The sequence below is a fragment of the Halococcus salifodinae DSM 8989 genome (genome assembly GCF_000336935.1).
Taxonomy (GTDB): Archaea; Halobacteriota; Halobacteria; order Halobacteriales; family Halococcaceae; genus Halococcus; species Halococcus salifodinae.
Genome location: NZ_AOME01000070.1, coordinates 246,466 through 259,266 on the forward strand (window position 1 = coordinate 246,466; position 12,801 = coordinate 259,266).

General features: G+C 66.9%; 13 protein-coding genes and 1 tRNA gene. 9 read left to right on the forward strand and 5 right to left on the reverse strand.

Annotated features, from left to right (window positions below):
- Positions 1 to 30 precede the first annotated feature (30 nt).
- Positions 31 to 114 (forward strand) — tRNA-Leu (locus tag C450_RS13865).
- A 147-nt stretch (positions 115 to 261) separates the two neighbouring features.
- A complete protein-coding gene (locus C450_RS13870) occupies positions 262 to 1,404 on the forward strand; it encodes a DUF63 family protein (RefSeq protein WP_005044483.1) in 1,143 nt (380 codons plus the stop codon).
- A gap of 138 nt (positions 1,405 to 1,542) precedes the next feature.
- Here the strand turns inward: C450_RS13870 and C450_RS21710 are convergent, their stop codons facing one another.
- Genes C450_RS21710 through C450_RS13880 form a run of 3 tightly spaced genes read right to left on the reverse strand, consistent with a single transcriptional unit; the run spans position 1,543 to position 4,196 of the window.
- Entirely contained in the window at positions 1,543 to 1,758 is a 216-nt protein-coding gene (locus C450_RS21710; protein WP_152424508.1) for a hypothetical protein, read from the reverse strand.
- Positions 1,759 to 1,810: 52 nt separating this feature from the next.
- Positions 1,811 to 3,556, reverse strand: a complete 1,746-nt coding sequence (locus C450_RS13875; protein WP_005044484.1) for a YcaO-like family protein — start codon at positions 3,554 to 3,556, stop codon at positions 1,811 to 1,813.
- A gap of 34 nt (positions 3,557 to 3,590) precedes the next feature.
- A complete protein-coding gene (locus C450_RS13880; RefSeq protein ID WP_005044486.1) occupies positions 3,591 to 4,196 on the reverse strand; it encodes a hypothetical protein in 606 nt (201 codons plus the stop codon).
- A 196-nt stretch (positions 4,197 to 4,392) separates the two neighbouring features.
- Here C450_RS13880 and glyA point away from each other — a divergent pair, with 196 nt between their 5' ends.
- Together glyA and C450_RS13890 are read left to right on the forward strand one after the other, a co-directional pair.
- Positions 4,393 to 5,640, forward strand: a complete 1,248-nt coding sequence (gene glyA, locus C450_RS13885) for a serine hydroxymethyltransferase (protein WP_005044487.1) — start codon at positions 4,393 to 4,395, stop codon at positions 5,638 to 5,640.
- A complete protein-coding gene (locus tag C450_RS13890) occupies positions 5,637 to 6,179 on the forward strand; it encodes an NUDIX hydrolase (RefSeq protein ID WP_005044488.1) in 543 nt (180 codons plus the stop codon). The genes glyA and C450_RS13890 overlap by 4 nt, the downstream gene beginning before the upstream one ends.
- 45 nt (positions 6,180 to 6,224) lie before the next feature.
- Here the strand turns inward: C450_RS13890 and C450_RS13895 are convergent, their stop codons facing one another.
- Positions 6,225 to 6,959: a DUF7117 family protein gene (locus tag C450_RS13895; protein ID WP_005044489.1), complete on the reverse strand. Its 735-nt coding sequence runs from the start codon at positions 6,957 to 6,959 to the stop codon at positions 6,225 to 6,227.
- Between the two features lie 108 nt (positions 6,960 to 7,067).
- Here C450_RS13895 and C450_RS13900 point away from each other — a divergent pair, with 108 nt between their 5' ends.
- On the forward strand, positions 7,068 to 7,559 hold the full coding sequence (locus tag C450_RS13900) for a DUF7528 family protein (protein ID WP_206536859.1): 492 nt from the start codon (positions 7,068 to 7,070) through the stop codon (positions 7,557 to 7,559).
- A gap of 15 nt (positions 7,560 to 7,574) precedes the next feature.
- On the opposite strand, the gene C450_RS13905 is transcribed toward C450_RS13900, so the two are convergent.
- Positions 7,575 to 8,975 (reverse strand): hypothetical protein, encoded by a 1,401-nt coding sequence (locus tag C450_RS13905; protein ID WP_005044491.1) that lies wholly within the window; start codon positions 8,973 to 8,975, stop codon positions 7,575 to 7,577.
- Positions 8,976 to 9,327: 352 nt separating this feature from the next.
- On the opposite strand from C450_RS13905, the gene C450_RS13910 reads away from it, so the two are divergent.
- From C450_RS13910 to C450_RS13920, 4 genes are all read left to right on the forward strand, one after another.
- Entirely contained in the window at positions 9,328 to 10,257 is a 930-nt protein-coding gene (locus tag C450_RS13910) for a DUF1028 domain-containing protein (RefSeq protein WP_005044492.1), read from the forward strand.
- Between the two features lie 365 nt (positions 10,258 to 10,622).
- The gene (locus tag C450_RS22455) at positions 10,623 to 10,769 is read left to right on the forward strand and encodes a hypothetical protein (RefSeq protein WP_005044493.1); all 147 of its coding nucleotides are present in this window, start codon (positions 10,623 to 10,625) and stop codon (positions 10,767 to 10,769) included.
- Positions 10,770 to 11,136: 367 nt separating this feature from the next.
- Positions 11,137 to 11,412: a PadR family transcriptional regulator gene (locus C450_RS13915; protein ID WP_005044495.1), complete on the forward strand. Its 276-nt coding sequence runs from the start codon at positions 11,137 to 11,139 to the stop codon at positions 11,410 to 11,412.
- A 59-nt stretch (positions 11,413 to 11,471) separates the two neighbouring features.
- Positions 11,472 to 12,800 (forward strand): class-III pyridoxal-phosphate-dependent aminotransferase, encoded by a 1,329-nt coding sequence (locus C450_RS13920; protein ID WP_005044496.1) that lies wholly within the window; start codon positions 11,472 to 11,474, stop codon positions 12,798 to 12,800.
- Position 12,801 lies beyond the last annotated feature (1 nt).

Genomic DNA, 12,801 nt, shown 5'->3' on the forward strand with positions numbered 1-12,801 from the left:
AGCGCTCGGCCGGGCGAGAGGCGAGCGCGTGCGAGGGTAGCCAAGTCTGGAAACGGCGGCGGATTCAAGCTCCGCTCCTGTAGAGGTCCACGGGTTCAAATCCTGTCCCTCGCACTGCGTGCCACCTCGTGTGGTACGAAAGTGCGGGCAAGATGGAGCGTCTTGCCCTCGCAACACTACTGCCGAACTCATCCTGCCAAGCTGTGCGTCCGCGACGCGCGCAACCGGAACCGTGAAACCGCCGGCGGAACCGCCTCAGGTATGGCAGCGATAGCGGACCGTGTCGATCCCGTCCGGGGGTGGCTCACGGCGGCGGTCGCGGCGGTGATCGTCGTCGCGGGGAGCGCGGTCGCGTTCCCACGGCAGGTGTATTCGGAGTTCCTCTGGCAGTACTTCTGGGGACCGATCGATGCCGACGCGCACAACGCCGTCTGTTCGGCTCGTGTCGACGGTGTCGTCAGCCGGTTCGGCGAGGCGGACGCCTGTCAGGCCGCCGCGGCGCAGGGAGCCGTCGTCGCCGAGCCGGGGTACACGATCATCTCCGAGATCGGGTACGCGCTCACGCTCCTGTTCATGCTGATCGGCGTGCTCCTGCTCATCAAACGCCTCGGCGTCGGGACCGACCGCCGGCTGCTGTACGCCCTGTTGCCGTTCACCCTGTTCGGTGGTGCGCTCCGCGTGGTCGAGGACGCGAACGACGCCGTCCCGGCGGACGCGACTGCCGCGATCGCCTACCCCGCGAACACCCTGATCATCAGTCCGATCATCTACCTGACGGTGTTTCTCGTCACGCTCGTCGCGCTGCTTGCGGCGCTCCAGCTCTCACGCCGGGAGATCGTCGAGGAGTATTACGGTGCGCTCGCGGCCTTCGGGACGCTCGCACTCGTGGCCACCCTCGGCTATCTGACGTTCCTCGCCATCAGTACCGAGTTCGTTGGGTTCTACCCACAGATGCTCGTCCTCACGCTCGGCCTTGCAGCCCTGATCGCTGGTGGCGTCTATCTCGTCATCGAACGGGTCGAACCCGCGATCAACGCCGGGACCGGGTTCGTCGGTCTCGCCGTGCTCTGGGCTCAGGCGGTCGACGGCGTGGCGAACGTCCTCGCCTCCGACTGGTGGGACGCCATCGGGCTGCCCTTCCGGTATACCGCCAAACACCCGGTCAACGCGATCATCGTCGGCTTCACCGAGACGGTGTTTCCCGCATCGTTCATCGATGCGGTCGGCGACTCGTGGCCGTTCCTCGTCGTGAAGGTCGCGCTCGCGGTCGGCATTCTCTGGCTGTTCGACGATCAGATCATCGAGGAGAGCCCGCGCTACTCGCTGCTCCTCCTCCTCGCCGTCATCGTCGTCGGCCTCGGCCCCGGAACGCGTGACATGCTCCGGGCGACCTTTGGGATCTAGAGCCCACTTTTTACACGAAAGTGGTTCGAGACGGCTTCGGTCTCGTCATCACGAAAGGTGCTTCGCGCCTTTCGAAAACCTGGACTAAAAACACCCGCTCGTTCGCGTGGCCCGAAAATCGTTCCGTGATTTTCGGCATCACGAAACGGCGAAGCCGTTTCGGACGACTTCGCGCTCACCCGCGGTAGAGTCGCTGGCACTCTCCGCAACCGCACCGCAGACCCCGCACCGCCGAAGCCCTCGGGCGCTCGCTTGGCGGCCCTCGCTGCACTCGCGCCGCCCACCGCTCGCGCCCTCGCCCTTCATCCGCCAGGCCCGCAGCCGCCACCGCTCCGCGACCGCCACTCGGCTCAAAAATACGGGCGAAACTCGTGTCCCGTCCACACGCTCGCCCGTTCGCGTCGCTTCAGGGATACGGATGGAACTCGCGGTCGAGTCGTGGCTCGAAGCCCGATTCGCGCGGCACCAGCTCCGCACGCTCGCCGAAGTACGGTTCGTCGGTGAACAGCGGCTGGGCCTCGGGGACGAGCACGCGAACCGCCTCGAAGCCGAGTCGTTCGACGTCCGGCGGAGTGAGCCGTGCAGCGTAGGGATCGAGGCCAGCGTCAGTGACGCGCTCCGTGAGCGCTTCGAGTTCGTCGACCCCGGTGGGGAGCGGATCGGGGCCGACGCTCGCGGCCGGAACGCCGGCGTCGCTCCCGAAGAAGGCGGCTGCATCGCCTGGCGTCTCGGCGTACTCCCCGATCGCGCCCTCGGCGGCCGCTGCGGCATCAGGCCCCATCGCACGCAGCTCCATCCAGTTCTGGAGCGCCTCAGCGAGTGCCGACCGGGCGGCCGCGGCGGGATCGAGGTCCGCGGCGGAGCCGACCGCAAAGTGCGGCCATTCACCGCGCTCGACCGCGACCGCGATCACTGGAACGTCGACGTCCTGAGTCAGCAGAACCGGCTGCACGTTCAGCCCCTCCGAGCGCGCCCGCGCGGCGAGCGTCGTGAACTCCTCGTCGTCGACCGCGAGACCGAGCGGATCGAACGTCGAGTACCACGACACCATCGCGGCGTCGCGCTCGATCGCCTCGTACAGCCCCGAGCACAGCGCCGCGGCTCCCGAGCTTCCGAGTCCCAGCCCGGTGGTGATCGGTGGCCCGTGACGGCGTTCGGGCGGCGGGAACTGGACGAACTCCGCCGGCAGGTGGACCGACGCACCGCTTTGCACTTCCTCGCCCTGAACCCACGGGATCGACTCGTCGTCAGTCACCTCGGTACTTTCGGGCAAAACGAACGCGCTTGGTGAAACCGCGCTGTCGAGGTCGTTCGCGGCCGCGTGCGTGAACATCTCGTCGCGGTAGATCCCGGCGCTGTAGCGTTCGAGCGCCTCGCCGAGCGCTTTCATGAATGCTCGATCCCAGTCGCCCGCGACGCCAGCGGCCTCGCTCGCAGCGCTCGCGTCGCTGAATCCTGCGGTGTCGCCGGTCCGTGCGAGGTAGTACGGTGCAGGATACGACGCAGCTTCGCCGACCTCGTGGACGATTCCCACTCGATCGTCGAGCGCCAGTTCGGCCCGGCCGAGCGCGTCGTCGAGGGCGCGATCCTCGAAATCGCGTGCGAGCGCACGGTCTTGATCCTTCCCGGCGCTCGCACACCCGCAGTTCGGCACCGGGAGCACGCGGCGCTCGGCGTGGGGAAGTTCGATCACGCCGCCGAGCACCCGCGAGGGCTCGCCCGCGCACAGCCGGCGCACCTCGGTGCCCGCGAGCGCGCCCGCGAGCCACGCCGTCGTGGCGTCGAGCCCGGACTCGTTCGCCTCGCTTTCGCCGAGATCGTCTTCGGACGGTTCGTCGTCTGCGTTCGCTTCGACACGCCGACGGAGACACTCGTAACACGCCGTCTCGGAGCCGAATCCTGCGACGGACGCCTCGCAGACGGCCCGGCCGCCAACGCCGCCGCGCTCGATCGCGAGCCACGGAGTTTCGCTCTCGCGGGCGTGATCGTTCGCGCGCTCGAAAACGGCGGCTCCCACCTCGTCGATCACGACCCCGAGGTCGGTCGTGCCGATCGCAGCGGGCTCGATCGCTTCGACCGTGGCGTCAGCGTCGGCGAGCGCCGCTCGAACCGCGTCCGCAGCGGGCCCGTTCCCGACGATACCGACGTTCATGCCCGGTCCAGCGGCCCCTGGCGCAAAAGACTCCCTATTCTCTGGGTCGGACGCGCGCCTCCGGATGCTGATCTGCGTCCTCGACGAGATCGCCAGCCTTCCGGCCGCTCTCCACTCGCGCTTTCGCGGTCTCGCGGTCGGTCCGGCCGACCACGCTCACGACGTCGAGCAGTTCGTCCTCGGGGATGCCTCGACCCGCCCCGCCCGATTCGAGGTCGTCGAGGTAGCCATCGGTCTCCTCAAGCAGAAAGACGACGAACTCGCGGACGTCCGTCGAACCACCGAGCGCGTCGTGCCATCTCGCGGGGTACCGACTCACCCGGTCGTCTTCGGGTGCGTAGAGCGCGTCGGTTCCCTGCCACGTCTCGGTGTCGGCGAGGCGGGCGTCGACCTCGTCGAGGAACGCGTCGCGGTCGAAATCGAACGACGTCCCGTCGTCGTCGGGATCTCCGTCCCGACTGCTCGATGAGCTTCGCTCATCGGTGTCGAGACCGTCGGCATACCGGGTCACGATGTCGCGCTCGATGCCCGGGCGGTCGTGGGGATGGTGGCGTTCGATCAGCGCGACGAGCTCCTCGGTCAGCAGAGTTCGTCCCCGCTGTCGTGCCGCTGCGAAGACGTCCTCGTTCAGTTCGGCCATCGAGAGACGTACGATCGCAGCCCGAATAAGTCGCTGGATAGCGGCGACGTGGCGGGGTTCGTCCGTCTCGGCGTGACCCCGAATCGTCGATAAAACCGCGAAGGGTACCGAATCATTTTCGAGTGCGGGACGGTCGGAAGCGGCTGAATCTTGTTCCCTTCGACAGTATATTGACCCTGGGGGTGAGAGTGCGGTCATGGACTACGACCGTGTTCGGGAGGTCGATCCGTCGGTCGCCGACGCGCTCGACGGCGAACTCGACCGCCAGCGCGAGACGCTGATGATGATCGCGAGCGAGAACCACGTCAGCCAGGCAGTGATGGAGGCCCAGAGCAGCGAACTCACCAACAAGTACGCCGAGGGGTATCCCGACGAGCGCTACTACGGCGGCTGTGAGTACGCCGACGACGTCGAGCAGCTCGCCATCGACCGCGCGAAGGAGCTCTGGGGGGCCGAGTACGTCAACGTCCAGCCCCACAGCGGTTCGCAGGCCAACATGGGGGTGTACCTCGCCACCCTCGATCCCGGCGACAAGATCCTCTCGCTCGATCTGACTCACGGCGGCCACCTCTCCCACGGGCATCCGAAGAACTTCGCGGGCCAGATCTACGAGGTCGAGAACTACGAGGCCGATCCCGAGACGGGCTACATCGACTACGAGGCGCTCGCCGACCACGCCGAGGAATTCGAGCCCGACATGATCGTCTCGGGCTACTCGGCGTACCCCCGCGAAGTCGAGTGGGAGCGGATCCAAGACACCGCCGAATCGGTCGGTGCGTACCACCTCGCGGACATCGCCCACATCACGGGCCTCGTGGCTGCGGGCGTCCATCCCTCCCCCGTTGGGATCACGGACTTCGTCACCGGCTCGACGCACAAGACCATTCGCGCGGGGCGGGGCGGGATCATCATGTCGAGCGACGAGCACGCCGATGCGATCGACTCCGCGATCATCCCGGGGATGCAGGGTGGGCCGCTGATGCACAACATCGCCGGGAAGGCTGTCGGGTTCGGTGAGGCACTCGACCCCGAGTTCGACGCGTACGCCGAGCAGGTCGTCGACAACGCCGCGGCGCTCGGCGACCGCCTCGCCGAACACGGCCTCTCGATGGTCTCGGGCGGGACCGACACCCACCTCGTGCTCGTCGATCTCCGCGATTCGCACCCCGATACCACGGGCAAGGCAGTCGAGGAGGCCCTGGAGGAGGCTGGTATCGTGCTGAACGCGAACACTGTGCCAGGCGAGACGCGCTCGCCCTTTGTCGCCAGCGGCATCCGCGCCGGCACGCCCGGCCTCACCACCCGCGGGTTCGACGAAGAAGCCTGTCGGGAGGTCGCCGACTGCATCGCACGCGTCGTCGACGCTCCCGACGACGAAAGCGTTCGCGAGGAGGTCGCCGCCGATGTCGACGCGCTCACCGACCGACACCCGCTGTACGAGTGAGTCAGCATTCGGAGGACGATCCGGTAACGCGGTCGAAGCCCGATCCGGCCCCCGACGCCCTCGCTGCCGATCACGGAGACGTTCTTCGGAGCGAGAACACATTCGAGATCGACACTGAAGGACTGGAATCAGCGCGCGCTCGCGCCGAGCGGGGCTGGGGCGTTGGCGTACTCGCGGTCCACGACGGTCAGATTCTGCTCGTCCATCACGACGACCAGTGGCTCCTCCCCGGTGGGATGCTCGAACCGGGCGAGACACCGGGGGAAGGCGCGGCCCGCGAAACGCGCGAGGAAACCGGGATCGACGTACGGATCGACGGGCTCGCGGCGATCGCCGAGCAGACGTTCACCGACGGCGACGACGCGTTCGTCTTCCACTTCGCAGTGTTCGACGCGACGCCCGGGGATACGGTCCTGACGGACGATCCCGGGCTCGCTGACGAGGTGATCGACGACGTTGCATGGCACGACTCGCTTCCCGAGAACACGTTCGACCACGGCCTCTACGCTCGCCTGCTCGACGACGAACGAAACGGCTGACAGCGATCGAACAACCGCTATTACCGGCGGCTATCCGCCCGGCAGCTACACGTCGTCACGGAGACGATCGAGTCGATCGCGTGTGGTCGCAAGCGCGGTCTCGTCGTCGTCGCGGAGATACCGGCCGAGGTCCTGTGCGGTCCGAACGAGTCGTTCGGCGGTCTCGGGAGCCACGTCGCCGTCGAGCGCCGCGACGCGCTTGCGGTGCTCGGTGAGCGACCCGAAGGCCGCACTCGCAGCCTCGTCGGGATGGTCGTCGAGATACGTCCCCGCCTCCCGGCGGTACGTCGCGACGGCCTCGGCGGCCGCCAGTCCGCGAGCCACGCGGAGCGATTCCGGGACCTCGTCGGGTGGCGGGCGCTCGCCCTGATCGGCCCCGCTCAGCAGCGAGAGGAAGTACCGCTCTGCCGGATCGTCCGTCCGCATCGTGCGCGCGAGCTCCTCGGCGACGTGGCGGAGCTCGAGCGCCGCGAGATACGTCGCGTCGAGCGGCTCGAACTCGCCGGCAGCGATGAACCCGTGCTGGCGGACGAACGCTCGGCACGTCTCGGCTGCACGCTCGGCCGCCGCACGGATGTCGGCATCGTCGCTGCTGCCAGCGTCGAGGCGATCACGCGCGCCCGAGAGGTCGAGCGTCGCCGCACTCGCGGTGTGACGGGTACGCTCGCCGACGCCGACGCTCCGGCGACTCCCACAATCGGGACAGCTCACGCTCCCGGTCTCGTAGTACGACCACCGCGTCCCGCAGTCCTTGCACTCGCGTTCCCCGCGGATGCGCATATCGTTTCCTTGGTCGCCAGGGTGAAAAACGGGACTATCGCGGTGTGGTGCCCGACGGACGGCCCGCCGAACAGTGATCCGACGTCTGCACGACCACGAGGGTTTATGATGATCGGCGGGGAATTCGGAGTCGTATGTCACGGAGTACTCACGCTCCTGATCGAGAAATTCTCCGGCGATGAGGTATCGGTTCGATCTGACGGCGATCGCGTCGTCGTTTCGCTTCCCGGACGGACACACACCGTCAGCAGGGATGCGGCCGCCGCGCTCCGTGCGGAGCTTGGCGAGGCGCTGACCGAGCGCTGCGAGTACGTCCACACGGTCGGCACCCACCGCGCCGACGGAAGCTACGTCGTCTCGCGCCGTGGTGCGGACTCGTCGGGTCATCGAAAGGTGTTCGACGGGTTTGCGGAGCTCCGAGAACAGTACGCGACGCTACCGGCGACGTTCACCGCGGCGGACGTCGACATGCCCGGCGTGACCGGTGGCCGACGCCACCTGCTCGTGCGCCACGTCGTCGAACATCCTGTCTTCGACTGTACCCTCACCGCTCGCCAACCGCTCACGGCCGAAAAGCGACCGTCCGAGGGAGGAGGGTGAAACGATCAAGGAGGCTCACCAGAGGTAGCCGCCGACGAGCTGCATCAGGAGCGACTGCCCGAACACCGCCGCGGCGAGCAGCCACCGCTCGCGCTCGTCAGGGCCGATCCGCTTCACCGCGGCCGCAACCGGCAGCAGCAAGAACGGGTAGAGATACATCGCGCCGCGAGCGGTCTCGCCGGTGTGATAGACCCCCGCCGCGAGCAGCGCGGCGAACGACCCGACGGCGACCCCGACGATCAGCATGGGTTCGCGCTCGGGTGCGTTCGCGGGGAGCCACCCGGCGCGACCGAGTACGTCACGCCGGAGCGCCCGCGCGCCACGGATCGCGAGCAGGCAAAGAAAGGGTGTGAAAAAGAGCGCGATCTCGGCGACGTCCTCCAGCCGGGTGTAGACGTACCACGCCGGTTTGGCCGTGAGCAGGAATCCCCCGGGGTTTTGCTGGTTCGAGGCGAGCAGAAACGAGTCGAGGTAGTTGTAGCCGAGCGCGATGTCGACGAACAGGTAGAATCCGACGAGGCCGATCAGGATCGCCACGAACGGGACGCGCTTCTCGCGGCGGTGGATGGCGATGGCGGCCAACACGGGCACGAGAAAGACGGACAGGAACATCTGGAACGACACCACGAGCAAACACGCGAACGTTCCGAGGGTCGCGAGCCACGACTCGCGGGTGAAGAAGTACACGGCACCCAGCATGAGCGTGGCGATGATCGCGTCGAGCGAGGCGAGATAGTAGATCTGGACCGCGGGCAGGAGGACGAACAGGACGGTGACGTACCGCGCGACGTCGCGCTCGTAGTACGTCCCGACGAGACGGTAGAGGAGGACGGCGGAGGTCGGCAGCGAGACGAGCGCGATGGCGGCCGAAATGAGCGCGCGCGAGCCGAAAACCCGGTCGAGCAGCGTGAACGTGAGCACCGATCCCGGCGGGTGCGTGCGCGCGTGGACGACGTACGAAAGCTGGTTCGCCTCGTACATCTGGATGAACGCGAGCGGGTCGGTGATCCCGGGTGCCATCTGATAGTATCCCTCGCGGGTGGCGAGCGGCGCGACGAATCCGTGGTCGAACCCGTGGATGAGGTTCGAGAGGCCGAGCAGGACGACGCCGGCCACGACGATCGGTGCGATTCCGGTGTCTCGTCGGCGGCAGTACGCACCGGCCAGCACGAACACCACGACCGCGGCAGCCGTCGCCCCGATCGCCCAGCCTGGCTGGAGGCGACCCAGCCGGACGGTGAAGATGCTGATCGGCCAGTAGGTGGGCGTTGCGCCCCGAATCTTCTCGATGAGTCCGCCGTTCGTCCACCGAACGATGACGTTCAGCGCGACGACCGACGTGAGTCCGATCCACCCGATCGCGAGGATCTCGCGCCCCGAGAACAGCGATTCCGACTCATCGACACTCCCGACCATCGACCGGCGGTGCGCGCGGGGGCGGTTAATCGCTTTCGTCCCACGATTCGCGCCTACGCGTGGATTCGCTTCCGGAATCGCTCGATGGGACTGCAATTCGATACGGATGTGAGGTGCTTCGTACTCGCACGGGACAACTGAGAACCGCAGGCCACACCCTCCCCAACCGACTCCTTCGCTCGGCGGCACTCGCTACGCTCGTGCCGCTCTCGCTCAATCATCCCTCGCACGAGCGGGCGCGTCTCTGCACCGCGACGCGCCCGCCGCGCGCCGACCGCTTCCGCCAGAGGTGGTGGGTCGAGGAGTCCACGGGCAAATCAACGCTTTTGCCGGTGGCCCGCCTCGCGGTGGTATGCCGACTCCCCGACCGAGCACGTTCTCGATCGTCGCGCGCGATCCCGACCAGGATGCGGTGGGTGTCGCGGTCCAGTCGAAGTTCGTCAGCGTGGGCTCGGTGGTCCCGTTCGCGAGCGCCAACGCGGGCGCGATCGCGACCCAGAGCTTCGCGAACGTCGCCTACGGCCCCGACGGACTCGACCTGCTGCGTGAGGGCCACACCGCGAGCGAGGTCGTCGAACGACTGACCGAAGCCGACGACGACGCACCCGATCGCCAGGTGGGCGTCGTGGGCCAGGACGGCTCGATCGCGGCGTTCACCGGCGACGACTGCTTCGCGTACGCGGGCGACATCCAGGGCGAGGACTACACCGTGCAGGGCAACATCCTCGAAAACCCCGACACCCTCGAAGCGATGGCCGAGACCTACGAGACCACCGAGGGGGGTCTTCCCGAGAAACTCATCGCCGCGTTGCAGGCGGGCAACGAGGCCGGTGGCGACAAGCGCGGCGAGCAGAGCGCGGCGCTTTACGTCGTGAAACCCGAGGGCGGCTACGACGGCGGCAACGACCGCTGGATCGATGTCCGGGTCGACGACCACGAACACCCGATCGACGAACTCGAACGCGTCTTCCGGCTCTACGACGTCACGCTTCTCGAACGCGAACCGCCAGCCGAAACGCGGAATTTGGAGGGCGAAACCGCAGAGGCGGTCGCAACAGCGCTCAACGAAGCGGGGTTCGATGGTGCGACAGCCGAGGAATCGTTCGGCGAGGCCGACCGCGAGGCGCTCGAAGCGTTCCGAGGGGCGAGCAACTTCGAGAACCACTCGCTCGACCTCATCGAGGATGCACTCGCACGCGGCTGGGACGACGCAGAGGGAGCGGGCGAGACGAGGCTCGTGAACGCAGTCTGGCACGGAATCTCGCGATTGGAGCGGGCGTGATATCGGCCTGTGACAGCCAAACGATTGTCGTAGTATCCAGCGCGCAACCGACTCAGCCGCACCGATCACGACTCAAGTGAGAGCCCGCAGGCCACTCCCTCCCCAACCGATTCGCTCCGCTCGGTCTTCGACCTCGCGTCACTCATCCCTCGCACGAGTCGCACGCCAAAGGCGTGCTCACGGGTCGTGCCTCCCCGTTCGCATCCACGGCCTTCCCTTCGATCGCGCCGCGCTTCGCTCCCGCGCGCCACCGCCCCCGACAAAAAACGGATCGCTGATCAACGGAGAGGGAACCCTCGCGGCGCGGGGCGGTTGACTGCGACCGACGGGTCAAGGTTCTTGACGTGCTCGCCCGTAGCCGGGGTATGCGCTCCGAAGAGGAAATTCGCGACCAGTACGAGTTTCTCATGGAGGAGTTGGACGACGAGGAGATGAACCACGAGGGCGTCAGGCAGATGTTTACCTACTACCGCCGCGCCCTTGGGTGGGCGCTCGAAGAGGAGCACATGTGAGAACCGGCCGATAGCGTTAAGTGTGACTGACCGTTGGATATGAGTGACGCTTCGCTTGGAGGGCCGAAGCGTCAGCGGGGACCAATTCAGGGCGGCAAGCCGCCGACGCGGGCTTTTCTCCCGCGCCGGCTGCTTTCCCATGATCCACGAAACAAAGTGACGACGCTCGGAATCGATCGTCACTGACATGAGCTCTCATTTCTCGTGGCGTTGATGCTGGTGAGCGATTGATACGACCGAACCCAGTGACGGATGAAACCGCAGTAAATCGGACGTGGATCACCCATTGCTTGCGCTACCGTCGTTCCCGACGATGGACAGTTCCGATATACTTATGATAATCAAACACATACTGGCGAAACATCTCATGCACGATCTCACCGGCTTTCAGCGCGACCTGTTGTACACCATCGCGGGCCAGGACGAACCACACGGACTCGCGGTCAAGGAGGAGCTCGAAGAGTACTACGAGTCCGAGATCCACCACGGGCGGCTGTATCCGAACCTCGATACGCTGGTCGAGAAGGGACTGGTCGAGAAGGGACAGCTCGACCGGCGGACCAACTACTACGATCTCACCCGCCGCGGCCGTCGCGAGATCGACGCTCGCCGCGAGTGGGAGTCACAGTACGTCGACGCCTGAAGCAAGTATTGACCGAACCACAACGAATTAGTTAAGACCCCGGCCCGTCCGACGGCTACATGGACCGTGATACTGCGGAGCCACGCGTCCGGGGGTTCCCGGGCGAGCGGGCCAAAGAGTGGGTCGATCGCCAGCACCGCGTCGCCGCGCCGAGCACTCACGTCTACGAGTTCGTCTGGGACCCGACCGCCCCCGCGGACGGCCCCTTTTGCACCGATGTCGACGGCAACGTCCTGATGGATTTCCCCTGCCACGTCGGGGCCGCGCCGCTCGGGTACAACAACCCGAAGATCATGGAGCCGATGGCGGAGTTCGATCTCGTGGACCCGCTGAAGATCGCGGGCCACGACTTTTATGTGGGGTCGGGGCCGGCCGACGATCCCGACTTCCCGGGGCCGGCAGGGCTGATGGAACGGCTGACCGAGATCACCGGCGAGTACGACATGGATCAGGTGTTTCTCTCGAACTCCGGCGCGGAGGCGGTCGAGAACGCGATCAAGATCTGCTACGACGGCAGCGGGAGCTACGGCATCACCTTCGAGGGGGCGTTCCACGGCCGGACGCTCGGCGCGCTCTCGCTCAACCGCTCGAAGCAGGTGTACCGCCGCGACTTCCCCGAGATTTCAGGGGTCCACGACGTGCCGTTCTGCCGCGATCGGACGTGTGACGCCGACACCTGCTCGTGTGGCTTCTTCGCTGGCGATACCTCACAGCTCCGCCGAATGCTGAGCGAGGCCGCCGGCTCGGTCGCGGCAGAGGAGGTCGCCTACCTCATCATGGAGCCGATCCAGGGCGAAGGCGGGTATCACCCGCCGAGCGAGGCGTTCATGACCGAGGTCGCCGCGGTCTGTGAGGAGTACGACATCGCGCTCGTGGCCGACGAGATCCAGTCGGGGATGGGGCGCACAGGTGAATGGTGGGGCGCGGATCACTACCCCATCGAGCCCGACGTCATCACCGCAGCGAAAGGACTCCGGGTCGGGGCGACGATCTCGCGGTCGGACGTGTTCCCCGAGGAGGAAGGCCGGCTCTCCTCGACGTGGGGTGCTGGCGACATCCTCTCGTCGATGCAGGGCGCGCTCACGATCGACGCCATCCGGGAGCACGATCTCCTCGCGAACGCCACCGAACGCGGCCGCCAGTTCACCGAGCGCGTCGTCGACGCCGACCCCGAGCCGGTGATCGACGTGCGCGGGAAGGGCCTGATGCTGGCGCTCGAATTCGATACCCCGGAAGCCCGCGATGCCGCACTCGAACGCGCGTTCGAGCAAGGGTTGCTCACGCTGGCCTGTGGTCACAAGACGCTCCGGGTCCTCCCGCCGCTCGACGTCACCGAGCGCGAGATCGATCTCGGTGCGGACCTGCTGCTCGACGCGATCGAGGCGTAGC

Coding starts and splice junctions, on each gene's coding strand:
- C450_RS22455 (WP_005044493.1), top strand. CDS start 10,623: ATGCGCTCCGAAGAGGAAATTCGCGACCAGTACGAGTTTCTCATGGAG.
- glyA (WP_005044487.1), top strand. CDS start 4,393: ATGGACTACGACCGTGTTCGGGAGGTCGATCCGTCGGTCGCCGACGCG.
- C450_RS13880 (WP_005044486.1), bottom strand. CDS start 4,196: ATGGCCGAACTGAACGAGGACGTCTTCGCAGCGGCACGACAGCGGGGA.
- C450_RS13905 (WP_005044491.1), bottom strand. CDS start 8,975: ATGGTCGGGAGTGTCGATGAGTCGGAATCGCTGTTCTCGGGGCGCGAG.
- C450_RS13920 (WP_005044496.1), top strand. CDS start 11,472: ATGGACCGTGATACTGCGGAGCCACGCGTCCGGGGGTTCCCGGGCGAG.
- C450_RS13895 (WP_005044489.1), bottom strand. CDS start 6,959: ATGCGCATCCGCGGGGAACGCGAGTGCAAGGACTGCGGGACGCGGTGG.
- C450_RS13875 (WP_005044484.1), bottom strand. CDS start 3,556: ATGAACGTCGGTATCGTCGGGAACGGGCCCGCTGCGGACGCGGTTCGA.
- C450_RS13900 (WP_206536859.1), top strand. CDS start 7,068: ATGATCGGCGGGGAATTCGGAGTCGTATGTCACGGAGTACTCACGCTC.
- C450_RS13915 (WP_005044495.1), top strand. CDS start 11,137: ATGCACGATCTCACCGGCTTTCAGCGCGACCTGTTGTACACCATCGCG.
- C450_RS13870 (WP_005044483.1), top strand. CDS start 262: ATGGCAGCGATAGCGGACCGTGTCGATCCCGTCCGGGGGTGGCTCACG.
- C450_RS13910 (WP_005044492.1), top strand. CDS start 9,328: ATGCCGACTCCCCGACCGAGCACGTTCTCGATCGTCGCGCGCGATCCC.